Source organism: Calothrix sp. PCC 6303 (assembly GCF_000317435.1).
Taxonomy (GTDB): domain Bacteria; phylum Cyanobacteriota; class Cyanobacteriia; order Cyanobacteriales; family Nostocaceae; genus PCC-6303.
This window is the reverse complement of the sequence record NC_019751.1, coordinates 676,538-700,678: the sequence shown is the minus strand read 5'-3', so window position 1 is coordinate 700,678 and position 24,141 is coordinate 676,538. Positions and strand designations below refer to the sequence as shown.

Genomic DNA, 24,141 nt, shown 5'->3' with positions numbered 1-24,141 from the left:
GGAGGTAAGGACTGAGCGCTCACGCCGAAGTCTTGCCCACTTTAGATATACAAATTAGGCGCTTAACAGCTTACTATCAAATAATCGCTAAATTAAGGTTTGTAGTATCACACACCAAAGATTAATTCTGAATAAGAATGATCCTACCGCATCACACTACGGGAATGTAAGTCGTAAGAAACATACAAAATTATGCTAATGCAGCAACTAAAAAAGATTTCATCCGAAAAATTTATTCGTAATATCGGTTGGTTGGGATTAGCAGAACTAATTCAGCGTGTTTTCCGTTTAGCAACAACAGTGACTCTTGCTCATCTTTTTACCCCACGAGATTATGGAATGGTATCGGCAATTTATACTGTCTTTGAATTTGCTAATACTTTTAGTCTTAAAGCTGGTATTGGAGCAAAAATTATTCAAGCTGCCGAAGCAGATTTAGAAGATATTTGTAATACTGCTTACTGGCTAAATTGGATTCTATGTAGTTCTTTATTTATTATTCAATGTCTTTGTGCTTATCCGATAGCTATGTTTTATCGAAATGAGCAGCTTATTTTTCCAATCATTACCCTAGGTTTAATTTATTTAATTTTTCCATTTTTCTTAGTTAGATCCGCACTAATTGAAAGGGAAAATAGATTAGAAGTTATCGCATTTGGCAATGCCGCACAAGCAATACTTAGTAATATTATTATAGTGGCTTTGGCAATTAAAGGAATGGGAGTTTGGGCTGTAGTTTTATCTATGGTACTTACATACCCAGTATGGATCATAGTTACCCATACCGGAAAGATTCAACAATCTTGGCAACCAAGTAAAGTCCCAAATTTACAAAAATGGCGAGAAATAACTAAATTTGGCAGTAAAAGTTTAGGTGTTGAGTTATTAATCAAGTTGAGGATGAATCTAGACTACTTACTGATTGCCAGATTTCTGGGTTCTGAAGCACTGGGAGTATACTTTTTTGCTTTCAATGCCGGATTAGGAATTAGTCAAAGTATACTGTATGGACTGAGTTCTGCATGGTATCCTCACTTTTGCCAAGCAAGAAGTGATCTCAAGCTGTTAAAGAAACGCTTTTTTGGTAGCTTTAAAGCTATTTTACTTGTTGTTCTTCCATTAGTGATTCTTCAAACTAATTTAGCTCCTTTTTATGTACCAATTATTTTTGGACAGAAATGGGTGACAGCAATTCCAATTTTAGTCTTAATCTGCTGCTGTGCTATTCCCATCGCTTTATCGAATGCGACAACTCAACTGCTTCAAGCTGTAGATAAAATTAATATAGATATACTTTGGAATCTAATATTTACAGTGTTTTTTGCAATTAGCTTATTTCTAGTGGTTCCAAATGGTATTTATTGGGTTGCTGCAACTGTTCTTTTAATTCAATTATTCGCTAGTCCTATTTTTACGATTTGGGTAACTAGATTTATTTTTCGTGAAAGATAAAGATAGTTTAATCAGTGTAAAAAAATACAATGAAATTTGACTATAAGTATATTTTTTAACAAATAATGGTCATATAATATATGTATTGGAGAACGCAGTTGTTATTTTTGCAACAGTAACATGCGTATTTTCAACATTATATATTCTTATGACAAAAAGAAATACTTACGATCATGCCCAAGGTTTCTGTTGTGATACCCGCATATAATGCGATGGCTTACTTACCCCAAACCATTGATAGTGTCCTCAATCAAACTTTTACTGACTTTGAAATATTAGTCATTGATAATAGTAGTTCTGACAATATTATCGAATGGGTATCCCAAATTAAAGATTCGCGTATTACCTTAATTACCCATGAGAACCGAGGGGCAACAAATTCTCGAAATATAGGCATTCTTAGGGCAAAGGGTGAGTATATTGCGTTCTTGGATGCTGATGATTTATGGGAGAAAACAAAGTTAGAAAAACAAGTTTCATGTTTGGAACAGAATCCTTCAGTAGGTTTAGTTTATACATGGACAGATTTAATTGACTCTACGGGGAAATTACTGAAGCTATCGATAAAGCATCAAGAGGAAGGCTATATTTGGGAAAAAGTAGTCATTCAAGATGTAGTGGGAAATGGTAGTTGTGCAATGGTACGGGCTAGTTGTTTTCAAGAGGTGGGATTATTTGATAGCAATGTGGGGATAGCTGATGATTTTGATATGTGGATTCGGATTGCAGCGGTTTATGAATTTGCTGTAGTTAAGGAATGCCTGGTTTTGTATCGACAACATCAAAATAATTCTTCCAAAAATCGTCAGAAAATTATAGAAACTCATGCTCAAATAATTGAAAAAAGTTTCAGGGATGTCTCTTTAAATTTATTATATTTAAGAAATAGAGCCTATGCTAATTTATTTAGATATCAATCTTGGTTAGCATTAGAGGATGGAAATTATAAAGAGGCGAAGCTATTATTAAAGCAAGCAACTTTACATGGTCATAATTGGTGCTTTGATCGGAATTATATCCGACTGTTTGTAATAATTTTTGGATGGCGATATTTTGGAGAAAAATTTTATCTCTTTAATAAAAATGTATCTAGAAATATACGCTTTATCTTTTCGAGATTGATGTTGAGAAGGACAGTTTAAAAAGCAAGTAATAAGTAATAATTCTTTTTTTTAACGGGGATTTAACAACGCAGCTTTGCGGGGGTAGTTGCCTCCACTTAAGTTTGTAAGAAGGCTGCTTGCTAGTGAGAACATCTCACTTTTTGAATCAATACCTTGGAAGGGTATCGCTATACTGACAAAGCCTAGGATGTTGACTCTGTAGTTTTTTGGAGTTAAATTTTCACGCAATATCTTTGCTCTAACTCGTTCCTTGTCTTGGGCAAGGAATGCATTCCTTTGGCTCCCGCTCCAGTCATAATATGAGGCGGAGCCTCAAAGTCAGGGTTCCTAGACTCTGCCTAGGAACCAGTCGATGACACAAAAACTGTATGAACTTTTAAAACCACAGAAATAATGATCGTAAATGTGAACTAAAGCCTGTCGAAAAAATAGTGAATTCAGATATATTTGTAACTTAAAACCTTAACGTTTCACGCTGATAATTATCGGGTGTAGGTTCGATTTCCCAAACTATAGCTTCACCGGGTTCGCTAAATGCAACTTCCACAGCTAATAGTTTGACTAGTGTTTTGGATTGAACTTCGTTGTTGGGAAATGGTTGCAAATCTTCGGTAAGAAGCCGCAGTGTGATTCCTGCGGGAACACCATTGCTAGGGACAATGTTTTGTAGTTCAAATCGCCAGGTATTTGCTGTTGGTTCACCGCAGGGGGAGATTCGCAGTTCGTAGCGTTGCCCATCAATCATTAATTGCTTACCAATGATTGTTTGCTTATCACCTTTACCTCTAGCAGATGCCATTGCGGGTTCAAATGCAATTTTTCCCCAACCTGTTTGTTGGGCAAGTTGAGATACACCTGTTTGCAGCCAATTAGTAATCGACCATTGCTGTGGCATTCCCTGACGCTGTTGGTATAATTTATTAGTCCAGCTTTGATTAGCAAGCAAGGCTCCCCAGATGGAAAATGGAACTTCTAAGCGAGGTGTGAGAACTTCACGATTACCTAACCGTTGTAATAAATTATCTGCTTGTGTTTGGGCTGGGGCTGCAAGTGCGGGAACTTCTAGACGGGTGATTTCATCGGGGCAAATTTGACGGGCAACCCAGAGGATATCGATGTCAGAAATCAGGTTTTCTTGATCTAAACAGTAAACGCGATCGCTTGCGTCGTAATGAGCGCTATTTTTCAAGAAACTATGGGTTGTATATCCCCAAACTCTAAGGGAATTTTCATCAATATTTACTTGTACAGCCACATAATAGTCTGCTACCCAATCTGGGATATCTACCCATTCTTGGGGAATTCGCATTTCGCTCAAATCAATTGCTTCAGTGGGAATCAATACCATCCGCAGTCCCCCAAAGGAGATTGCAGTCCCATTGACAACTTCCCAAATGCTCGGTAAATCAGCTAGATTTGCCACAGTTTGGGCTTGGGGTGCGTATTCTTCTTGCAACCAAGGTAAAAAAGTATCTAGGCAAACACGATTGAGATAGGCATTCCAACGGCTACCGGGGGTGGAACAGTTTTGGCTGTTTTGCCAAGCTGTGGTGAGGGCAGTTTCGGAAAGCTCAAACCACAATTGTGTTGTTTCTTCGAGCATAAGGGTGTCTGGGTTAAAAGTCATGATTGTTTCTCCTACTGATTTTGCGGAGGGTTAAAGTAGGTTTTGAGCCATTCCTCCATTACGGTGTTGATATAGTCAAGTACAGTCGAGTTTAGAGAAATATGCAACGTTTCTTTGCACCAAGTCGCTAGTTTGACTAATATTTTTTCGCGGGCTTTTTTCAGACGACGGGAAATTGTAAATTGCTGGATGTCCAGTTGCTTGGCTATCTGTTGCTGTGTCTGCCCTTCACGATAATATAGCTCCAAAATTGTCTTTAATTCTTGATCCAGATCTGTCATTGCTGTGATCAAAACTTCATTTATTTGGCTTTGTTGTAAAGCGCGATCGCGTTCTTCTTCTTGAGCGATCATATGGGAGAGGGCTGTTTCTTCTTTGCTTGGTAATGTCTCTTGTATTTCCCCTGACTCCGGGTCGCTTCCCCTTTGTTGATTGATAGAATCAACACTGGGATACATGTAATTTCTGGCTGCTTTGGCAGATTCTATCATCCACTTTTCTATGGTTTCGGCGTTGCTTTCTTTCCCTGGTTGTGATAGGCGTGAATGTCTGCCACTATTAAATTGTTGGGCGATAGCTTCCCAAGTTGCAGCTTCAGGTTTGGGTAGTTTGCGGGTTCCTGTAGCTTGTTGGGGAACATACTGCTCTAAAAAGCATTTCCAGGCAAAAACGTAGCGTTCAATGGCATCTGCACCTTGCCCAGCGTTTTGCAAAGCTTCGATGAATCGCTTCTGGGTGATTTTTCGCAGTAATCTCCAGTTGGTACAAATATCAATTTCGCCTTGCTGGCGTAACATTTCTTTAAGCTCGCTACTAAAAACAGCACTAGCGTAGCTATTGAGCTTAAATCCAGCATCGGGTTTATAGCCTTTAAGGACTTTTTCGACCCGCGCGATCGCTAACTGGAAAAAATCAGATAATGTATACTGCGTTGCCGTCACACTTTGAGTTGTCTTTTGGGCTGCCCAGTAACATACCTCCTGTAAGTAAGCCGATAGATGTCCTTGAGCTAAACCACTAGATTGATCTTGCCATATTTTATACCAATAAGCGACCCAGTAATTGGGAGAGTTTTCCGGTTGAGTTAATTCAGATTGCCTATGGAGTAAGCTGCGCCGTAATCTGGCATCGGTAGCCCAACCAGTTGCTCGATCTGACTCAAGTACTAGAAATGTCGAAAATATATCAGTTATGCCTTGCCGAGTACGCATGTTTCCAAAAATAATAGGTGTGCTAATACGCACAATTACACATAAGCGAATCAATCGAGGACACAGCAACCAGCCATGATCCAGTTTATTACAACCGGAGCAATATGAGGGGGCAGACATCTTTCTACAAATTTCCACCCGCACCCCATAATAAAGCAAAGATGTTAATTTCGATTGTTTTTAGGTTTTTTAAGTTGATTTGAGGAAAGCCAGGAGGTGCATGTATTGCAATCTAAATAGAAATATCCCTAAAATCATTGTGATGTGAGCAGATCTGCCATATCCTCCTCCGACTTGATGAAGATCTGATGTTGATGCATAATTTTTCAAACTCAGCCAGATAATAAAATAACGGATGTCTGAATTTCATGATTGTTTTACAAACCAACGACACATATTTACAGGGGGTATAAGTGTAATTGCTTAATAAATGTGACGAAATTTCATCTAAACAGTGCAGATAAATTATAATTTTGGTAAACAGGATAACATTATCACTAGAAGAAGGCAGAAGCTAATAGTTCGTGTCAACTGCTTTAACTAGTGCATTTGCGGTCATTTACCAACTTATTTATTAAAACTTCATCAGATGAATCTAAACCCGTCAGTCATGCGTACTAACTCTTAGACGTTTACTTGTTGTAAGTATGGAGATCAGATCATCTGAGAAGATTGGCATGAAAGCCGATAAATAGAGAATATATCTGAGCTAGACGAATCCAAAACGATAGTTGGTTCGTCCTAACTATTGTAGACGTTTGCTTGGTGTAGTTAGGAGATAGTTTCATCTGATAAGATTGGCATTCCAGCCAATAGATAAACAATATGTGTAAGTAATTTTGAGGGTTGAGGTAACTATAAAATGTCTCCGCTAGGTGTTGGTATCAGTCACTCGGCTCTGACGCTACAGTCAGGAGAATCTAAACTCTGGATTTTATTGGTAGGTGTCAATGAATACCAGGATCGAGGTTTACCGTCTTTGCGGTATCCGGCGCTAGATTGTCAAGGATTGGGAGATGCTTTAGCAAAAGCAACTCAAGGATTTCCCAACAAAGAGGTAATCGTTCATAATGATTTTGCACCCCAAGCACCGATGTTAGAAACTGTGCGTGGTAGTGTTGAGCGGTTAGTAACTCAAGCGCGATCGCAAGATACAATTTTGCTATATTTTTCGGGTCATGGAATGTTGGAATCGCGGACACAGGAAGCATTCTTATGTTTGAAAGATACTAACAAAAATGATCTACGTGGTACAGGCTTAGGTTTGCAAGATTTACTACAACTATTAGGTAGTAGTCGAGCTTGTCAACAATTGATTTGTTTAGATACTTGTCACAGTGGTGACATGATGTTGCGGGGTCATCATCACAGTCCGGCTCCTAGAGATGGCAATATAACCACAGCAGCACTGAATACCACAACTCAATTCATGCAAGTTCTGCGGGAACGTGCTTCCCAAAGTAAAGGTTTTTGTGCTTTATTATCCTGTGATCAAGGACAGCAATCCTGGGAATTCCCAGAACTGGGACATGGTGTATTTACTTACTACTTGATGCGAGGACTGTTAGGAGAAGCAGCAGACGAACGCGGTTTAATTGAAGCCGATGGACTGTATAAATACGTCTACCGTCATACACTACAGTACATCAACAACTTAAACCAACAGGTAAGATTGATTAATCAACAAAAACGCAATCGCGGTGATAGTCAACTTTACCCAGAATATCCACAGCAAACCCCAAAACGAATTGTAGAAGGCGTGGGAGAATTAATATTAGGATACCGGAGTGCGATCGCTAAAATTGAACCACAGCGGCAAGCATTAGTGATCGATGGATTAACTACCAGCACAGCATCACCAAAGATTACCGAAATTCTCCATGGTGCAGGAGGTTTTGAAGTTGAGTCCTTCCCCGACGATGGTAAAAACTGGTCAGACGTTCGTGCAGTCATCCAAAGATGTCTCCGCTGGCAAGGAAAACCCAATACATCATCCAGCTACCCAGCTAAAGATACACCCACAACACTGTTGTATTTACGGGGAAAAATCGAAGAAATCGAAGATGGAGAAGCATGGTTAGTATTGGGAGATGGAGTGCGTTTAAGTCGCTCTTGGTTGCGTCAAGAATTGCGTCGTTGTAGCAATGCTCAACAAATCATGATCCTAGACTGTCCTGGGGCAACATCTTTGGAGGATTGGCTAGAAGATTTACGGCTAGGTTCTCAACAGGGACAATGTTTAATTGCCGCAGCATCTCCAGATGAAGATCCAGATTTTTTTGCAAAAGTTATATTTAATACACTTTCTACTGCTAATTCCCATCTAGAACTTCCAATTGCTGCATGGGTAAACCAATTACAAAAACCCCTCCAAGAAAAAGGTATTGATGTTCATGTTTGGCTCTCAGGCTGTCAAAGTGTTATCGATATCTTACCTGGTAACATTAGCCACAGACCATCAAATTCAGTTAAAACTCCAGTTCAAGAACAACCAATTAAAAATACACCAGTTGTTAAAAATAAACCAGAAAAACTACCAGATTTAAACGCAACCAGAGTTAATTTTTGTGCAATACCCCAACTCCAAGAATTAGGCAATATCCGCAGAAACAACAACTTTCTGATTCCTAATTCTGAACCATACAAACAATTACAGCAGATCCTCATGCAGTTAGCAGGACCGATTGCCCCCACTTTACTGCAAAGAGTCCTAGCAAAATCCGAAACCCCAACTGAATTAGTTGGTAATTTAGCTAGTCATCTGCTACCAAATCAACAAGCCAATTTTCAGCGACAGGCAATGGTGATTTTAGAACCACCTATGCCAAAAATGAAAACACCACCCCCAGAATTATTAGAGTTGGATGTGGTTTTTATTAAAAAATGTGAGCGTGAATTAATCGATTTAATCGGACCTATTGGTGGTTACTTAGTGGAACGAATCATGCGATCGCATCCTCAAATTTTACCCACAGAATTGGTCAAAAGGCTGGCGGATGAAATTCCCGATCCCAAAACTGCTTGGGAATTTCAACGTCGCTTTCCCGCATAAGCTGCAACGTACCTAATTTTAATCTAAGATGCGGGCGGGCAAGACTTCGGCGTGAGCGCTACTTTACCTCCGGTACACTGCTCAGTACAAGTCAGTCCTTACCTCCGGTACACTTCGTTCCGACAGGCTCAGGAACTATCGAACGCTGCCCGCAGTACTATTATTTTGCGTTTTGGCTTATATAATTTAGCTGCACATCAGCTGAGAATTCTTCGTGTCACAAAATGATTATCAATAATCATGGGGAGAAAACCTGAAATTCTCCCCCTTTACATCCCAATTTCCCTAATGAAATCACTTTTAGCAATCACTTTAGCCACAACTATTTCTCTAGTTCCCACATTAACAATCGCTCAAACTAAATTTCAGTATCCGCAACCAAACCGACAAGGTGATTACACATCAATCCTCAGCAGGTTCCCCAATGGAGAAAAAACTCCTCACTTGGTTTGGAAGGTTGTAAGTAACCAACTGAACTGTCGTAACCAAGCTGGGGGGAATTATCCTGTAGTGCGATCACTTTCCAACGGAAATAATCTTAATATCGTGGGAAAACCGAAAATTTATCGAGATCGGCAAGGAAAACCGTGGCTGTATATTACTAAAGAAGGAAGTGCAAAAGACATAAAAATTCGCTGTTTCGTGCGTGCAAATACTCAATTTATCAAGCCAATTCCTTATTCATTTAGCTAGTACAGCAAGCCCTAACTAGACCATTATTTGACCATGAAAGGGTAAGTAATAAACAGCTTTCCCCCACTGCCTACTGCCTACTCACTACTGCCTCTCTAGTCGGTTTTGCTGTTTTGCGTTTAGGAACTAGACGATATCGGCAGAAATACCGCTTGTTTGCTCAGAAACTTCTGACTTTAATTGTTTTTCTTGCCATAGCGTGCTGGCTAAATGTGCCACAGCTAAGATCATGATGGCGATAGTTAAAACATAACTGTGAATAGTGTAGAGGTGTCCTACAGTAATTGTGTTAACACCATTACCACCAGTCAAAATTTCTCGTAATTGCCCACCGATGAGGGGAATACTGCTGATGCTTCCTAACTCAACATTAAAACGCCAGTATCCGATTTGACCCCAATCTAGAATCATTGCTGTCCAACCCAAACCAATAGCAGTCAGGATCAAGAAAATACCACTAATCCAAGTTGCCAACCAACTTTTGCGAAATTGTCTACCTAAAAACATGACCACAAGTTGAATTAGTCCAACTCCGATGACGAAGTTACCAGCCAAATCATGGACTTTGCGGAACAACCAACCATATTGCACCTGCTCTGTGATGATTCGCAAGGAGTTGTATGCACCTCCTGCGGTGGGTTGATAGTAAAAAGATAGCAAAACCCCTGTGAAGGCAGCTAACAGGGAGAACGAAACAATAACGACCGATAAAATTGTCGATATGCGTCGCATGATAAAGTCAAACTTTGGTGTTAAGGTCACTAGCATTGAGCATACCTTCCTAAATTAAATATGTATTTTTATTACATTTTAACTAAGAAATCTTAAGAAAAGCAAAGTGACTCGTAACAATGTTAAAAATTATTATGCGATCGCATGAGCAAACAAACTTGGATAATTAAGCTTTTCCGTCAATAATTGAGCGCATTCCCTCGATTGTCGCGGGAATTGTCCGGGGATCCATAAACATAACTTTGCTGCTGTCGCTTTTACCAATAGCTGAACCCATATCTATGTAGCCTAAAGCTAGGAGAACTTGCAAAGCTGATTTTGTATCTGGACTAGCATTCATCCTTTGGGCAATGATGTCAGCAGATTCAGCGATCGCTTGTGACTTGAGAACCTGTTGTTGTCGTTCGGCTTGTGCTTTGAGAACGATGGCTTTTTGTTCGGCTTCGGCTGCTAAGATGACTGATTTTTGTCTAGCTTCAGCATCCAGGATTTGGGCTTCTGCTTTACCACGAGCGCTGTTGACGGCTGATTCCCTTTCCCCTTCGGATGTTAAGATGGCTGCTCGTTTACGGCGTTCTGCGGACATTTGCAGTTCCATTGATTCACGTACTGCTTGGGAGGGAACAATATCACGCAATTCTACTCTCGTAACTTTAACACCCCAAGGGTCAGTAGATTCATCTAGTTCTCGCAGTAGCGTCTCGTTGATTTTGGAACGAGCAGTAAAGGTTTCATCTAGCTCTAATTGTCCCATTTCTGCCCTAATTTGGGTCAATACCATGTTTGTCATGGCAGATTGAAGGTTTTCCACTTTATAGTAAGCTTTTTCCATATCTACAATCCGCCAATAAACCACAGCATCAGCACTAATAGAAACGTTGTCGCGGGTGATACATTGTTGTGGGGGAATATCTAATACTTTTTCGCGGATGGTTTGTTTATAGACAATGCGATCGAGAAAAGGAATAATAACACTTAATCCGGGTTCCAGTTTTTTATTATAACTACCAAGACGCTCTACAAGGGCTTCGTCTCCTTGGTTGATGACTTTTACAGAGGTGGCTAAAGCTGAACCACCGAGAATTAGGGCAATCAGAAAAGAAAAGCCTTCCATAACCATCTCCAAATTATTCGATTGTGAATGTTGAATTGTTAAGCAAATATTAACGTAATAAATTTTCTGGCATCACAATTAAAGTTGTGCCTTCTCGACGAACTATGTATACTTCCTGATGAGATGCGATCGCTAATTTCTCATCGTCGCATTTTGCTCGCCAAGAATTACCTTCGTAAATCACTCTCCCCGCTTTACCTGCGGGAATTTCTGTCAAGGTTTCCCCTACAGTTGCATCTTTAAATTTTGAGTGACGACGAGATGATGGGACAAATCTTCTCGAAATCCACACTAGCGCAGTTGAAATCAAAAGCCAAACAACAGCTTGTAACCAAAGTTTTGGTAAGACTGCTGTTATTAAAGCGACAATCAAAGCACTGATCCCCATCATTAATGCAATAAATGCAGTCGGAAAGACAAGTTCGGCTAAACATAAACTTGCTCCGATGATTAACCAAATGACTGATGTACTTGACATTGGCTTTTTCTCTAGACTACATTCCGTTAATTACAATTCTATGCTTAGATACACTCAGGTATTACCTATTTCCCGATATCTGGAATTAGTATTTGTACTGATTTTTTACCATAATTATCAGATTATTCAGCTACAAAACTGTGGAATCTAATTCTATTGTAGAATTTTTCGCTGATGGTGAGGTGTAATGGCTTCCCATCCCAGAATTCTGGGTTCTAATTCTGGAATCTGAAATCACTACATGACTTTTATTCTCTAACTACTGCTAAATTAAGCTTAATTTTCTAATTTTAGTTACTAACTATGATTGCCACTCAAAAAATAATTTATTGCCCAAATCCAAATTGCTCTCATCCTATTAATGCTGCCGAAAATCAAGTTTGTTCCAACTGTCAAACTCCGTTAATTCATCGTTATCTTTGGTCTGTACATCCGAATATTCAAAAGCTGGAAGCAGGGGAAATTATCAATGATCGATACGAAGTTATTAAACAGCAAATTTGGTTAGATACTAAACCGGCAAAATTACCAGAAATTCCTACAGAGTTATCCAGTAGTATGATAACTTATTTGCGGTGTTCTCAGGAAATACTCCATTTGCCACAAATCTATGGATACCTAAGTTTAAAAGACTCTCACGATATTCTTCTCTTAGAAAACGTCCCCATTGATGAAACTGGTAATTTGTATCCAGCAATTAGTAATGCTTGGAAACAAGCAACTCCAGTTAGACAAATTTATTGGTTATGGCAAATTCTGCAACTATGGGAGAAGTTAGAAAAATTTGGTGTAAATGGTAGTTTGTTATTAGCGGAAAATTTGCGTGTTCAAGGTTGCTTTGTCCGACTTTTAGAACTTACTAATAATCAAGATAATACTTCCATTCAAAAATTAGGAGAATCTTGGGAAAATCTCATATCCCAAGCACAACCGAGTATTGCTGAACAGTTGACAAGCATTGTCGGGCAAATGCGAGATCCATTAGTTAAATTCGCCGATATACGTAGTCAAATCAATCGGTTATTATTGGCAGCATCCGCAGAGTTACCACTGAGGCTAAATGTAGCAGGGGCAACAGATATCGGTGCTGAACTGGAACATAACGAAGATGCATGTTTCCCCACAGGGGAAGATTGCATTGATGACCCTTTATTACCACGGGTATCAATTGTTTGTGATGGCATTGGTGGACATGAAGGAGGGGAAGTTGCCAGTAAGTTAGGTGTACAGTCAGTTAAGTTACAAATTAAGGCTTTACTTACAGAAGTTAGTGGACAACAGGAACTAGTTTCCCCAGAGTTGTTACAGCAACAACTAGCAGCTAGCTTACGAATCGTGAATAACGTGATTTGCAACGCTAACAACGAACAGAAGCGGGAAGGTACACAGCGGATGGGCACCACGATGTTGGTAGCCGTACAGGTGCCGCAGCAGGTGCAGACGGTTGCAGGATGGGATGCTGAAAATGCCCACGAACTTTACATTGCCAATATTGGGGATAGTCGCGCATATTGGATTACCCGTGAATATTGCCGCCTATTAACCTTAGATGATGATGTGATTGCCCGTGAAGTTTGTTTGGGTAGAAGCTTATATCATCAAGCAAAACAACGTCGTGATGCAACAGCCCTAACCCAAGCTTTAGGTACCAAACAAGGAGAAAACTTACGTCCAACAGTACAACGACTCATAATTGAAGAAGATGGCTTATTACTGCTATGCTCGGATGGTTTAAGCGATCGCTTCCTGGTTGAACAAAGCTGGAAAGATTTTGCATTACCTGTTTTGGATGGGGAAATGCATGTTGAGGAAGCTGTCTACGCTTGGATCAAACTAGCAAATCAAAAGAATGGACATGATAACATCTCCTTAGTTTTGACTCACTGCCGTGTTTCACCAGAATCCATCATTACCTCAACACCTGTGGAGTTTTCCCCGGAAATATTAGAAACACCTGGGGAAGCAACATTAGAAGCTGAGGAATCAGAGTTTTCTGAAAGTATCCAACTACCTTTAGATTTAGACTTGGATTTGGAACTCGACAGCGAAAATTCTGAATCAGAAGCGAAACCAGTTAAAGCCAAGAAAAAACGTCTTTCAGCTTTAATTTGGCTGTTAGGACTATTATTTCTCCTGAGTGCGGGATTAGGATTAGGATTATTTACTTGGTGGCGATATAATCCTACAACGTTTGGTAAAGCTTGCGATCGCCTTCCCCAAGGATTACAGAAAATTTGCCCTAAGAATTAGGAATTCTCCAAAAAATCCGGTTTTTACTGGTCAAAAATGTTCAATTTGTAGGGTATGTTACGGACGATAGTCCTTAACCCAGCATCGTTTGAGGTTGCTGCGAGTTCACTTGTTTGCGTCTGAAACCAGATTTGTTTGGGTTTTTGGTGTTCTATAGTTTGTTTACCAAGGTGCTAAAACCTGGTTTCTGAGTTTCCCATTCCCTGTTCCCTTTAATTTTCTAATTTTATTGACCAACATCACCATCTAGAGTCAAGATAAAAGATTATATCTTTAAAAGAGAGATGGGTGTGGAAACACTTGTGCAAGAACAAAAGCTAGGTTTAAAAGGTGATATGAAAGCAGGCGATCGCATCCGCGTCAAAGAATCGGTTATTATTTACCATCATCCTGGACATCGTGGTCAAGGTTTTGATCTCAAAGATATCGAAGGGGAAGTGGTAGATATTGTCACCCAGTGGCATGGTAGACCTGTGAGTGCTAATTTTCCCATTTTGGTACAATTCCCCCAAATTGGTAAAAAATTTCGTGCCCATTTGCGTGAAAATGAACTAGAAATAATTTAATTTAGTTTATAACCACTTTTATCGGCGGCGAAACCAGGCAAAAAGATTAAATTCGCCGCGCATTTTTTCTAACTCTTGATTGTGACGTGCAGATGTGTCTCGATACCAGATACAGTAACGCTTATTCTCTGAACGTAACCCAATTTCATCATAAAATTCTCTAGTAACTTGCGCCGCAGCAAAAACTTCTTGAACTTCTGCCTGTGGTGAAGGAATAATATAGGGTAAATCTTTAGACATTAGTTTTATGGGGAAAGAATAGGGAACAGGGAACAGTAAACAGGGAAACTAATATACCTGATAAAACAAGGACTCCGTTTTATTCAAGCTGATAACTGATACCTGATAACTGGTAACTGATAACTGATAACTGGTAACTGATAATTGGTAACTGATTATCTACAGCCAACCCTTCAAACGATACACAACAATACCAATATACTCTTTCAACGCACTGGTGAACTTCTCTAAGTTGCTACTTTCGGGCAACAAATTGAGGATAGCTGATTTTGGGGTACTGCTGAGTTCCTCTAATTCACCATAACTGATCAAAAAATCCGTTGGTGCGGGAATTACATCGATTTTTTGCTGCTTAAAAATCAATAGCGATCGCGGCATGTGAATAGCAGATGTAACTAATATTACCTTTTTAATATTATTCTTTTCGAGAATTTTTCGAGTATTAACAGCATTTTCAAAGGTATTAAAGGATTCTGGATCTTGCAGAATTGCCTCTTTAGGGATACCAAGTGATATAAGTATATCTGCCATATCTTGAGATTCTGCCGTACCCTTACCTCGCCAATCAATTCTGCCACCACTGAGAACAATTTTAGGGGCTTTATTTTGACGGAAAAGTTGAGCTGCGTAGATTACGCGATCGCCTGCTTCCGATAAGTCTACACCAGGGCGGGGAGGTAACGCCGAACGAGTGGCACCACCCAAGACAACAATCGCTTCAGCCTTGGGTAATTCCACCACAGGTATATTCTGCCATTCAAGCGATCGCACAAAGTAACGCGTCACCCAACCATTGCTACTCAACAGCAAAAAAATCAGGGCTAAACCCATACACCAAGCCGTAACTCGCGGACGTTTCCGCAAAAATATCAATCCCACCACCAGCAGCACACAAGCCAACCCCAAAGGGTACAGAAAAAGCGGTAATAACTTAGATAAATATAAAAACATAATTCAAAATTAACTGAAAAATTGCAGATGTTCTCCAGGTTCCATCTGTAATTCTGTGATAGAGCCTTGCAACTTTACCTTACCTTTTTCTAGCAAAACAATCCAGTTACCTCGCTTAATTAGTTGGGGACGATGGCTGATTAAAATTATCGTTTTTCCCTTTCTGGAAGATAATAATTGATCTAGAACGGTAATTTATGTTCCCCAAAATAGTATAATTCAGAAAAGTTAATATAATTACTTTCAGCTTATGGTGATCGAGCTACTAAAGTTTAAGGTTCCTTTGTCAGAACAAGAAGAATATCTTCAAAAAGATGCAGAAATCTGGACAGCGACACTAGCAAAATATCCAGGTTTTTTAAGTAAAGAAATATGGGTTAACTCAGAAATGCCTGAAGAGTTAACTTTAGTTATATATTGGGAAACCCGTGAACAGTGGAAAGCCATTCCTCTTGATGACTTGACCCTGACTGAGACTAGTTTTGTTGAAGTTATGGGTAAATCATATCCAATTTTAGAATCACGAGAATATCAACTTAAATCAGTTAATCGAGAAGTTTTAATGCAGGATAGCAACTACTAGGGTAGTGGCGATCATCAAGGAAATTCCTAGTAACCAACTTTGAAATATCTGCTGTTTTTTAGATTGGTTCTCAAACTTTTTCTGAAGCCTTTCAATTTCTTGTTTGTTAGTTTGAATTTGATTTGTCAATTTTTGATTTTCGGCTTCTAATTTAGTTATGTATGATTGATATTCAGTTTGATGCACCATTCGCTCAATCATTTCTTGTAACTGTTCAATCTTCGTGCTAGCTTCCTTAACTTGATTTGCTTGTTGTTCAACTTGTTGTCCTAATTCGAGAATTACAGTTTTATCACTAGCTATTTGAGACGCTAGTTGTTTTATTTCCGCAAAGCGTTGGGGAAGTTCTTGGGTGAATTCGGGTAAATGTTGTTCAAATTGCTGAATTTGGTTTTGAGCTTCAGCAACCCTGGCGACGATGGTGACTAGTTCTTGATGTAATTTTTCTAATTTAGCTTGGTGATTTTCAAACTGAGTAAATTGTGTTGTGAGAGTATCTCGAATATTTTCGGCATTGATAATTTTCTGCTCAAAATCTGAGGATGAATTACTGATAAATTGAGATGTTTTTCTGACTTCATCAGCAATGTGAAAAATATCAATTTTTAGTTTAGCAAATTTTTTACTATCCTCATGATTAATAGTTTGAATTTCCTGGCTTTTAATAATACCTTCTTTGGCGACTGTGATGCCTTTTTCAATTATTTGCGAAAGTTCTTCTAATTGCTTCGCAATCTCTAAATCTGTATAATTTTTCATGGATTTATTGATAATTTTCTAAAGTGTTGTGGAGACGTGATGTAAATGCTTGACAAAGGGAAGGAATTAGAGGTTGCTGGGAATTTTTAATTTCTTGCCAAAATGGGAAATTTTTTTGATTACTATCGGGATAAATTTGCGATCGCACTCTGGCTGCTTCATAGGGTAAACCTTTGGCTTCCAAGTCTTTAGCGATGCTTTTTAGGAGATATTCGTAGGTTGGAAAGTCAATGTTTTTCAGTTTATTAGCTTCTGCTACAGCTTGCCATGACGACTGCATCGCACGTAATAATAAGCAACGCAAAGGTATATTTTGAGTTTTCTCTAGTTCGCTAGCAAGGTGCGTATGGGGGTGTTTTCGCAATAGTTTGATTGCTTCCCGTTCCCACTGATAGAGTTTTGGTGAATCAAATCCGGCAAATTGTAATGCTAAATAGGTATCCCAGTATAAGTAACCTGTCTGACAGCGCTTGAGGAGTCGTTGTTGGACATCATCTGTAAACTGACTCAAATCTGCATCGCTGGGAACCTCAGTAATCCATTTAATTGCTTTTTGATGAGAAATATCAAGTTGCTGTGACGTAAGTCTTTCGCATTTTGCCAAAACATCATAACCGCTGGTTACAAGACGCTCAATCTCGGCAGATGTGGCTACAATTAGTAAACGCGATCGCGCTCTTGTTAGAAGTGTATACCATTGGAAGCTTTCTTCTAAAGATGGGGTTCCTACTCCCTCAAATAAACAAAAAGCCACACAAGCTTCAAATTCCCTACCTTTGGCATGTTCAACATTCAAAATCACCAAATTATCATGGGATTCTAGTTTTTTGTTAGAGAGGACTTTGACTGCTTTGGCTAAATCACGCAACAAATAACGTTGCTTATCTTCCTCTCCCCAAACTCCTGCTAATTTTTCCAAAAATGCTAACGCTTCAGTTTTATTTGCACATTCTAATAATTGAACTTTTTCACCAACTTCAAAAGCTTGACTCGGATCTGCTGGAAAGGGGAGATCTTTACACTTATTCTTAATTGTGATTTCCTGAGCAATATCCCAAAATTGATTTGCAAATTCCAAAATTTGCCGTGAATTTCGATAATTTCTGAGTAACTCAATTGAGTTTTTAATTTGTAGCTGTCCCCAAGTAAAATCAGTGGGTTGAATCCGTTGATTTAAATCACCCAATAACCATAAATAGGTTCTATGTCCCTGAGATGCCCAAGATTTGCACACGGAAATAATCGCTTGTAGTTCACTTAATAAATAATCTTGTGCCTCATCCACAATTAACAAAGTGCATTCAGCATTACTAGGATTAATATCTAAGGTCTTTTTTAAAATATTCGCTGCATCTAAACGGCTAATTCTACAAGATAATGCCTTATAAAAATGCTTTTTACTAATTTTCAATAAGTTGTTCAACCTGGCTGTATTTGCCTGAAGCATAACATTTTTATTTTGGGTTTTATTTCCCTCATCTAAAACAAATGCCTCATATAGCAAAACATCACTGTTACTAATCTCATCTTGCCGAGTAAACTTCATCGCTTTTCTGAGTGCTTCCAATTCTTGCTGCGGTGAAGCCAAACGATCGTTTAACTCTGGATTAATTTTACCTAGCCATTGGGGGAGAGTTCCTAACCAAAAATCCTCCTCCTTTAAAGCTTGTTTTACTTCCGAAAATTCGGCGATATCACGACGTAATGCTTCCGGAACAATTAACATTGTGTTCCATTTATGGGAACGGTGAACTTCACATGCAAACAATGTTGCACATACAGTTTTCCCTGTTCCTGGCGCACTTTGAACAATGATACAAGAATCATTTTCAAATTTATGAATTGCCACAGGTTGATATTGAGAACAGAGAATTTTTAGTGGTTCATCCAGGACAAGACGTTGGTAGTGAGTCAAAATTGGTGAATAACGATAACTACCATAGACAAATTTATACCAATCAGTATCCTGCTCGTGATTCCACTGATACGCAGGATTTTCTGCCAGTTCTGTTCCTTGAGGGTTGAGAAGTTCCTCTACAATATGCGGATATGCGCGATCGCGGTTTTCAAAGGCATCATCATAAACACCACCCCGTAAACCCGCTTTAATAACAACAATACTATTTCCATCCTCTCGTTGCCAAATCACTCGCCATTTTCCCCAACGGGTGCGTAGCAAGTTTTCAACTCCTTTGAGGTGTTTAGTTTGACGTTCGTTTCCTTGGCTTAATCGCTGCAATATTTCATACACACGCTGTAAGTCAGCGAGGGGGAGCTTTTGGATCTCCCGGAAGGCAGCCCGGATAATTTTGATACTAGGCATACACCTGATATTTTAGTAATTTTTGTTATTCGTATATATTTATTATTCCCATCTCAGTAGGTAATTTAATTTGACAAAACAAGAAAATCACAACAAACCTTAACTTTGCGTTACTTGTTCTACTAAGCACCGCACTTTCGGTGAAAGAATTTACCAAAGGTGGCAAGAAGCAATCACGGCAAAACTCTCCCCGTCTCTCTGCTATGGGGCTGAAGTTGATAATGTGTCATGAAGCTTCATCTGATTTCGTGAATACTCTCTTCCCAATTTTGCCCATCGAAAGCCACTATCTCGAAATTATCAATGACATTTTCATCCAAGCAATGAACATTCACGTCAATACAATCTGGATGACTACGAGGAATATAAAAAGAGTGAATCCCACAAACTCCACAAAATTTGTGTTGAGCAATTCCCGTATTAAATTTGTAGGTTTTTAAGACATCTTCTCCTTGGAGTAAATTAAATTTATCTTTCGTGACAATTAGGTGCAAAAAGCCTTTCTTTCGGCAAATTGAGCAATTACAATCTGTAAGCTTTTCGCCTTGAGTCTTAACGCTGAACCTAACTGCACCACAATGACATCCACCCATATAGGTGGTTAAGACTGTTCCGTCTGCCATTTTATCTACTCACTTTAAACTTTAATTTGACGTTCTAAATACTTCCGTACTCCTTCACCCATTTGTAATAAATTGGGTTGAATTTTACTGCCTAAAAATTCTTCCACTACACGAGCAATTTGACCTACAAGAAAGCTAGGTGCACCATGAATTTTTTGCGGGTCTATCGTTAATTTACCTCGACTTTCAACTACTGTTCCCCCATTTTTTTCCCGGAAATAGTTTTTACCTTGACAATCCACAGCTTCAGTAAAAGCTTTAGTTTCGATTCGCCATTCTAAAGACTGTTCCGCCTCATTCCAAGTGTTATATTCTAGCCAGGAAAGCATATCTTGACTAATTATTGCCCTAGCTGCCATGGGAATATCTCCACCTCCATACCACTCATTAACTGTATAAATTAGTCCATTGTTCTCGCGTCGAGATTTAGGAATTATGGAGGTGACATTTGGCATGTAGGGAAGCAAGTCTGTAAGTTTGTCGCGGTAGGTTGCATATACCAAAGGAAGTGGGTGGGGGATGTGGGTGTCAGTTGAGATAATCATTGATGCAAAACAAGGGTGAGAAGGTTGAGGGATGGTATGTAATTTCCCCAATTGCATTTATTGCATCATAATAATGACAATATTGCAATTAAGTATTTGCCAGTATATTTGCTAGATGTCATAATCTTGACATTCTCATGGGTTATTTACACATATTGGTGCAGGAAAAAAGTAATAATGTATCTCTGGGAATGCTCTATTAATTTTCCGATAACTTTTTTCCTGGCATTTTATTTTTGAGAAAAACAAATCATACAGTTAGTATTGCACTACATTAGGATACCTTCCGTACTTTCAAGTGGGAGGAATTTATTTCCCGTAGCAATTTTTGTAACGGGGATATGAATTGAGTATTTTTCAGTCTAGATTGTTGAGACAGCAATCTCAGGGTTAACCCTGAATCGGCAAGGTAAATCATGCTGCTAAAGGATACACGGGACTATCAAATACTATTTTTGGCTGCGTTTCTGATTTTAGGAATTAGTACGCGAGATTGGACGCTGCAACCGGGTTTCATTGGGATTGCGATCGCATCCTCGATTTTAACCCAGTGTTTCTGTACTTGGTTAACTAATTATCAAGCAGATATACCCTTGAATATCAACATTCGCAGTCCCCTAATTACCTCCTTGGGATTGAGTTTGTTGTTGCGTGCCGACCATTGGACGACAATGGTACTTGCATCCGTGAGTGCGATCGCATCTAAGTTTATCTTCACGAAGTCTGAGATATCCTCATCATCTGGGGTTTTCTCCCCTACCTCTTCGGTGAGGGAAAAGGCAGAGGGGAAAGGTGTGGAGTCCAATCTCCATTCCCCCTGCTCCCCTTGGGTTGAGCGTAGTCGAAACCTGCTCCCTGCTCCCCTGCCTCTTTTGACATCTACCAAAAAGCACTTTTTTAACCCGGCAAACTTCGGCATTATCACAGCCTTAATTTTCACCTCCGATGCTTGGGTTTCTCCTGGACAGTGGGGTGATGAGTGGTGGTATGCACTCCTATTTCTGGGCGCAGGTGGCTTAATTTTGCGGCGCGTGGGGCGTTGGGACACCACAGCAGCCTTTTTGGGGGTTTACGCGTCTCTCGAAGCCATCCGCAATATTTGGCTGGGTTGGACTTGGGATGTCTGCATTCACCGATTGATGAGTGGTTCTTTGCTACTGTTTGCCCTATTTATGGTGACAGATCCCCGTTCCATTCCTAACAGTCGTCGCGGGCGTGTAATTTGGGCTACCTGCATTGCTGTAGTTACATTTATTCTCAGAAATTACTTTTTCATCCCCAGTGCAGTATTTTGGGCGCTTTTTGCCCTGGCTCCATTGACAGTCATCATTGATACTTTCTGCCAGGAAAAGCAATTTAACTGGGAAACAGATAACTCTTCTTATCTTTCTCCCACTTCCACACTACATAATTTATCAAAGAGCTAATGAAACACCTCAAGTTAATAACTTCACTCCTAATTACATTTATTATCACCATCGCATTTACTCCTGCGGCTTGGGCATTTTGCGGGTTTTATGTTGCCAAAGCAGATGCCAAACTATTTAACCAAGCTTCCCAGGTGGTGATTGCGCGGGATGGGAATCAAACTGTATTGACGATGGCAAACGATTTTCAAGGAGAAGTCAAAGATTTCGCCATTGTGATTCCAGTTCCCACAGTTTTGAAAAAAGAAGAAGTCAAAGTTGCCAAAGCCCAAATTATTGAACATTTAGATGCCTTCAGCGCCCCTCGTCTGGTAGAATATTTTGATCCTGATCCTTGTACACCAATACCTGTAATGGCACCACCTTCACCTATTGGTAGAGCTTCAGAAGTAGTAAATCAAAGTGCAAATAGGAGAGAACGCGATCGCGCTTTGGGTGTAACTATTGAATCTCGGTTTAATGTCGGTGAATATGATATCCTCATCCTCAGTGCTAAAGAATCGGGAGGTTTAGAAACTTGGCTCAATCGCAATGGTTACAAAATACCACGGGGAGCAAAAGCACTTCTCAAACCCTACATCCGTCAACAAATGAAATTCTTTGTTGCCAAAGTCAACCTCGATAAATTTGAAGAATCCGGCTATCAAAATCTTCGTCCCCTACAAATTGCCTACAAATCACCCAAATTCATGCTACCCATCCGCTTGGGCATGATTAACTCCACCAGTGAACAAGATTTAGTCGCATACATCCTCTCTCCCAAAGGACAAGTCGAAGTCACCAACTACCGCACCGTAAAAATTCCCTCTGACACAAATATTCCCCTATTTGTGAAAGCCGAATTTACCGACTTTTACAAATCCATGTTCCAAACGGCATACACCAAAGAAAATAAAAAAGTCGCCTTCCTCGAATATGCTTGGGATATGGGCAACTGTGATCCATGTTCTGCCGAACCCCTCACCAACGAAGAACTTCAAGATGCAGGAGCATTTTGGCTCAATCAACCATCAGAAATCAACGACCCCAGATCCTTCCGTAGACCCCCTTCTAACAATACCTTTATTACCAGGTTGCATGTTCGTTACAGCCGTAATAAATTCCCTGAAGACTTGATTTTCCAAGAAACTTCAAACCGTGAATCCTTCCAGGGACGATATGTCATGCAACATCCCTTCACAGGTGATTTGAAATGTCAAGCCGGAAAACAGTACAAAAACACCCTTGGACAACGCTTTGAAAAAGAAGCACAAAATCTCGCTCAACTCACAAATTGGAACATTCGAGACATTCGTCAAAAAATGAAAACTAACGGTCAAACAACATCTTGGTTGTGGAAGCTGTAAAAATAAATTAAGTACAGTTGTCTGAAAATGTAGAGACGCGATATAGCCTCTTACCCTTCGGGAACGCTAGGAGCGAACAAAGGAGCTACGCTTTTCTTTTATGCTCGCAGAGCTATACGCGTCTCTATTGTTTGGGATGTACCTGGTGACACCTCAAATCTATTTGAACATTAGAATTTACCTATTTAGGATTATTTTCATTACCATAAATCAATGAAATAATTACCACCATAAGAATCTCACCACTTACGGCACCTTCTCCAACTAAATCCTACCAAAACCCTCAAACTTACTCATAATTCAAGCCTATGAATGGATTGGAGGAACAACTACGTCACTTAGTGAGTGAAGCTTGTAATAATCCCCCAGGAAGTCCCGAACGTCAGAAACTCTTAACCCAAATCATTCGTTTAACAAATGGCAAACTCTGGAAAGAGAACACACCCTACTATCAAGATGCACTACAACAAACTTGGTTATATTTTTGTCGTCATATCTGCCAGAATTACGACTGCGATCGCGGTACAGTTGTAACCTGGTTAAATGCGTACCTTCGTCATCGTCTCCAAGATGGTTATATTCAGCAGCAACAAGAGAAAATTAGAAAAGCCCATATAGCTTTTAACCAATCCGCTTCCGGTAACAAAAGCGATGTTTTAGATCCGGTTGATAATTTAGCAGCACCTGCCGATATTCCCCCCATCCTCGACGAAGTTAAAGCTTGGGTAGAAAAAGACGTAGATGGAGATTTAGCAGGAACACATATTCAAGGACATCCCCATATTAACTGCCAAACATTAATTTTAAAGCGTTTACCACCAGAAGTTAGCTGGAAAGAATTAGCCAACGAATTTGGCTTAACAGTCTCAACATTAAGTAGTTTCTATCAACGTCAATGTTTGCCGCGTTTGCGGAAATTTGCGGAAAAAGAAGGGTATTTATAGGATTTAAAGGATAAAAATTCACTAAGCCGCTACGCAGCTAAATATCTCCCACAATTCTTATAAATATATCTTTTTCATACTTAAATCCATTTTTAGAAAGA

General features: G+C 39.6%; 21 protein-coding genes. 10 read left to right on the top strand and 11 right to left on the bottom strand.

All coding sequences use genetic code 11. The features are described from left to right. The first annotated feature begins 192 nt into the window (after window positions 1-192). Both CAL6303_RS02900 and CAL6303_RS02895 read left to right on the top strand, forming a co-directional pair. The gene (locus CAL6303_RS02900; RefSeq protein WP_041739012.1) at window positions 193-1,452 is read left to right on the top strand and encodes a lipopolysaccharide biosynthesis protein; all 1,260 of its coding nucleotides are present in this window, start codon (window positions 193-195) and stop codon (window positions 1,450-1,452) included. Between the two features lie 173 nt (window positions 1,453-1,625). Continuing rightward, window positions 1,626-2,594, top strand: coding sequence for a glycosyltransferase family 2 protein (locus CAL6303_RS02895; protein ID WP_015196323.1), 969 nt, complete (start codon window positions 1,626-1,628; stop codon window positions 2,592-2,594). 436 nt (window positions 2,595-3,030) lie between these two features. Here the strand turns inward: CAL6303_RS02895 and CAL6303_RS02890 are convergent, their stop codons facing one another. Further along, on the bottom strand, window positions 3,031-4,203 hold the full coding sequence (locus CAL6303_RS02890) for a DUF1822 family protein (RefSeq protein ID WP_015196322.1): 1,173 nt from the start codon (window positions 4,201-4,203) through the stop codon (window positions 3,031-3,033). 11 nt (window positions 4,204-4,214) lie between these two features. Further along, window positions 4,215-5,414 carry a sigma-70 family RNA polymerase sigma factor gene (locus CAL6303_RS02885; protein ID WP_041740217.1) on the bottom strand — a complete coding sequence of 400 codons (1,200 nt, stop codon included), beginning with the start codon at window positions 5,412-5,414 and terminating at the stop codon, window positions 4,215-4,217. An 862-nt stretch (window positions 5,415-6,276) separates the two neighbouring features. Between CAL6303_RS02885 and CAL6303_RS02880 the strand changes: the two genes are divergently transcribed. Next, window positions 6,277-8,466, top strand: a complete 2,190-nt coding sequence (locus CAL6303_RS02880) for a caspase family protein (RefSeq protein WP_015196320.1) — start codon at window positions 6,277-6,279, stop codon at window positions 8,464-8,466. 240 nt (window positions 8,467-8,706) lie between these two features. Next, a complete protein-coding gene (locus CAL6303_RS02875; protein ID WP_015196319.1) occupies window positions 8,707-9,159 on the top strand; it encodes a hypothetical protein in 453 nt (150 codons plus the stop codon). Window positions 9,160-9,285: 126 nt separating this feature from the next. Here CAL6303_RS02875 and CAL6303_RS02870 read toward each other — a convergent pair whose 3' ends face one another. The 3 genes from CAL6303_RS02870 to CAL6303_RS02860 form a co-directional block, all read right to left on the bottom strand. Beyond that, window positions 9,286-9,927 (bottom strand): cytochrome b N-terminal domain-containing protein, encoded by a 642-nt coding sequence (locus tag CAL6303_RS02870; protein WP_015196318.1) that lies wholly within the window; start codon window positions 9,925-9,927, stop codon window positions 9,286-9,288. Window positions 9,928-10,057: 130 nt separating this feature from the next. After that, on the bottom strand, window positions 10,058-11,005 hold the full coding sequence (locus CAL6303_RS02865) for an SPFH domain-containing protein (protein WP_015196317.1): 948 nt from the start codon (window positions 11,003-11,005) through the stop codon (window positions 10,058-10,060). 49 nt (window positions 11,006-11,054) lie between these two features. Continuing rightward, complete coding sequence (locus tag CAL6303_RS02860; RefSeq protein WP_015196316.1) at window positions 11,055-11,483, bottom strand: NfeD family protein; 429 nt, start codon at window positions 11,481-11,483, stop codon at window positions 11,055-11,057. A 303-nt stretch (window positions 11,484-11,786) separates the two neighbouring features. Here CAL6303_RS02860 and CAL6303_RS02855 point away from each other — a divergent pair, with 303 nt between their 5' ends. Beyond that, window positions 11,787-13,733: a protein phosphatase 2C domain-containing protein gene (locus tag CAL6303_RS02855; protein WP_015196315.1), complete on the top strand. Its 1,947-nt coding sequence runs from the start codon at window positions 11,787-11,789 to the stop codon at window positions 13,731-13,733. A gap of 284 nt (window positions 13,734-14,017) precedes the next feature. After that, on the top strand, window positions 14,018-14,299 hold the full coding sequence (locus tag CAL6303_RS02850; protein ID WP_015196314.1) for a ferredoxin-thioredoxin reductase variable chain: 282 nt from the start codon (window positions 14,018-14,020) through the stop codon (window positions 14,297-14,299). Window positions 14,300-14,317: 18 nt separating this feature from the next. Here CAL6303_RS02850 and CAL6303_RS02845 read toward each other — a convergent pair whose 3' ends face one another. Then, on the bottom strand, window positions 14,318-14,539 hold the full coding sequence (locus CAL6303_RS02845; protein WP_015196313.1) for a hypothetical protein: 222 nt from the start codon (window positions 14,537-14,539) through the stop codon (window positions 14,318-14,320). A 159-nt stretch (window positions 14,540-14,698) separates the two neighbouring features. Beyond that, window positions 14,699-15,490, bottom strand: coding sequence for a YdcF family protein (locus tag CAL6303_RS02840; RefSeq protein WP_015196312.1), 792 nt, complete (start codon window positions 15,488-15,490; stop codon window positions 14,699-14,701). A gap of 250 nt (window positions 15,491-15,740) precedes the next feature. Between CAL6303_RS02840 and CAL6303_RS02835 the strand changes: the two genes are divergently transcribed. Further along, on the top strand, window positions 15,741-16,073 hold the full coding sequence (locus CAL6303_RS02835) for a TIGR03792 family protein (RefSeq protein ID WP_015196311.1): 333 nt from the start codon (window positions 15,741-15,743) through the stop codon (window positions 16,071-16,073). Here CAL6303_RS02835 and CAL6303_RS02830 read toward each other — a convergent pair. The 4 genes from CAL6303_RS02830 to CAL6303_RS02815 all read right to left on the bottom strand — a co-directional run bounded on the left by CAL6303_RS02830 (window position 16,050) and on the right by CAL6303_RS02815 (window position 20,323). Then, a complete protein-coding gene (locus tag CAL6303_RS02830; protein ID WP_015196310.1) occupies window positions 16,050-16,832 on the bottom strand; it encodes a hypothetical protein in 783 nt (260 codons plus the stop codon). The two genes, CAL6303_RS02835 and CAL6303_RS02830, sit on opposite strands and share 24 nt — an antisense overlap. A gap of 4 nt (window positions 16,833-16,836) precedes the next feature. Then, window positions 16,837-19,155 carry a hypothetical protein gene (locus CAL6303_RS02825; RefSeq protein WP_015196309.1) on the bottom strand — a complete coding sequence of 773 codons (2,319 nt, stop codon included), beginning with the start codon at window positions 19,153-19,155 and terminating at the stop codon, window positions 16,837-16,839. A 236-nt stretch (window positions 19,156-19,391) separates the two neighbouring features. After that, window positions 19,392-19,778: a GFA family protein gene (locus tag CAL6303_RS02820; RefSeq protein ID WP_015196308.1), complete on the bottom strand. Its 387-nt coding sequence runs from the start codon at window positions 19,776-19,778 to the stop codon at window positions 19,392-19,394. A 14-nt stretch (window positions 19,779-19,792) separates the two neighbouring features. Next, window positions 19,793-20,323, bottom strand: a complete 531-nt coding sequence (locus CAL6303_RS02815) for a hypothetical protein (RefSeq protein ID WP_041740213.1) — start codon at window positions 20,321-20,323, stop codon at window positions 19,793-19,795. A gap of 416 nt (window positions 20,324-20,739) precedes the next feature. Here CAL6303_RS02815 and CAL6303_RS30990 point away from each other — a divergent pair, with 416 nt between their 5' ends. The 3 genes from CAL6303_RS30990 (at window position 20,740) to CAL6303_RS02800 (ending at window position 24,040) form a co-directional block, all read left to right on the top strand. Continuing rightward, window positions 20,740-21,750 carry an RnfABCDGE type electron transport complex subunit D gene (locus CAL6303_RS30990; RefSeq protein WP_015196306.1) on the top strand — a complete coding sequence of 337 codons (1,011 nt, stop codon included), beginning with the start codon at window positions 20,740-20,742 and terminating at the stop codon, window positions 21,748-21,750. Continuing rightward, window positions 21,750-23,096: a DUF2330 domain-containing protein gene (locus tag CAL6303_RS02805; protein ID WP_015196305.1), complete on the top strand. Its 1,347-nt coding sequence runs from the start codon at window positions 21,750-21,752 to the stop codon at window positions 23,094-23,096. Before CAL6303_RS30990 ends, CAL6303_RS02805 begins: the two co-directional genes overlap by 1 nt. Window positions 23,097-23,404: 308 nt before the next feature. Next, window positions 23,405-24,040, top strand: a complete 636-nt coding sequence (locus CAL6303_RS02800) for a hypothetical protein (protein ID WP_015196304.1) — start codon at window positions 23,405-23,407, stop codon at window positions 24,038-24,040. Window positions 24,041-24,141 lie beyond the last annotated feature (101 nt).

Excerpts from the sequence above, each read along its gene's own strand:
- CAL6303_RS02900 (WP_041739012.1), top strand. The coding sequence starts at position 193 with ATGCTAATGCAGCAACTAAAAAAGATTTCATCCGAAAAATTTATTCGT.
- CAL6303_RS02895 (WP_015196323.1), top strand. The coding sequence starts at position 1,626 with ATGCCCAAGGTTTCTGTTGTGATACCCGCATATAATGCGATGGCTTAC.
- CAL6303_RS02890 (WP_015196322.1), bottom strand. The coding sequence starts at position 4,203 with ATGACTTTTAACCCAGACACCCTTATGCTCGAAGAAACAACACAATTG.
- CAL6303_RS02885 (WP_041740217.1), bottom strand. The coding sequence starts at position 5,414 with ATGCGTACTCGGCAAGGCATAACTGATATATTTTCGACATTTCTAGTA.
- CAL6303_RS02880 (WP_015196320.1), top strand. The coding sequence starts at position 6,277 with ATGTCTCCGCTAGGTGTTGGTATCAGTCACTCGGCTCTGACGCTACAG.
- CAL6303_RS02875 (WP_015196319.1), top strand. The coding sequence starts at position 8,707 with ATGGGGAGAAAACCTGAAATTCTCCCCCTTTACATCCCAATTTCCCTA.
- CAL6303_RS02870 (WP_015196318.1), bottom strand. The coding sequence starts at position 9,927 with ATGCTAGTGACCTTAACACCAAAGTTTGACTTTATCATGCGACGCATA.
- CAL6303_RS02865 (WP_015196317.1), bottom strand. The coding sequence starts at position 11,005 with ATGGAAGGCTTTTCTTTTCTGATTGCCCTAATTCTCGGTGGTTCAGCT.
- CAL6303_RS02860 (WP_015196316.1), bottom strand. The coding sequence starts at position 11,483 with ATGTCAAGTACATCAGTCATTTGGTTAATCATCGGAGCAAGTTTATGT.
- CAL6303_RS02855 (WP_015196315.1), top strand. The coding sequence starts at position 11,787 with ATGATTGCCACTCAAAAAATAATTTATTGCCCAAATCCAAATTGCTCT.
- CAL6303_RS02850 (WP_015196314.1), top strand. The coding sequence starts at position 14,018 with ATGGGTGTGGAAACACTTGTGCAAGAACAAAAGCTAGGTTTAAAAGGT.
- CAL6303_RS02845 (WP_015196313.1), bottom strand. The coding sequence starts at position 14,539 with ATGTCTAAAGATTTACCCTATATTATTCCTTCACCACAGGCAGAAGTT.
- CAL6303_RS02840 (WP_015196312.1), bottom strand. The coding sequence starts at position 15,490 with ATGTTTTTATATTTATCTAAGTTATTACCGCTTTTTCTGTACCCTTTG.
- CAL6303_RS02835 (WP_015196311.1), top strand. The coding sequence starts at position 15,741 with ATGGTGATCGAGCTACTAAAGTTTAAGGTTCCTTTGTCAGAACAAGAA.
- CAL6303_RS02830 (WP_015196310.1), bottom strand. The coding sequence starts at position 16,832 with ATGAAAAATTATACAGATTTAGAGATTGCGAAGCAATTAGAAGAACTT.
- CAL6303_RS02825 (WP_015196309.1), bottom strand. The coding sequence starts at position 19,155 with ATGCCTAGTATCAAAATTATCCGGGCTGCCTTCCGGGAGATCCAAAAG.
- CAL6303_RS02820 (WP_015196308.1), bottom strand. The coding sequence starts at position 19,778 with ATGGCAGACGGAACAGTCTTAACCACCTATATGGGTGGATGTCATTGT.
- CAL6303_RS02815 (WP_041740213.1), bottom strand. The coding sequence starts at position 20,323 with ATGATTATCTCAACTGACACCCACATCCCCCACCCACTTCCTTTGGTA.
- CAL6303_RS30990 (WP_015196306.1), top strand. The coding sequence starts at position 20,740 with ATGCTGCTAAAGGATACACGGGACTATCAAATACTATTTTTGGCTGCG.
- CAL6303_RS02805 (WP_015196305.1), top strand. The coding sequence starts at position 21,750 with ATGAAACACCTCAAGTTAATAACTTCACTCCTAATTACATTTATTATC.
- CAL6303_RS02800 (WP_015196304.1), top strand. The coding sequence starts at position 23,405 with ATGAATGGATTGGAGGAACAACTACGTCACTTAGTGAGTGAAGCTTGT.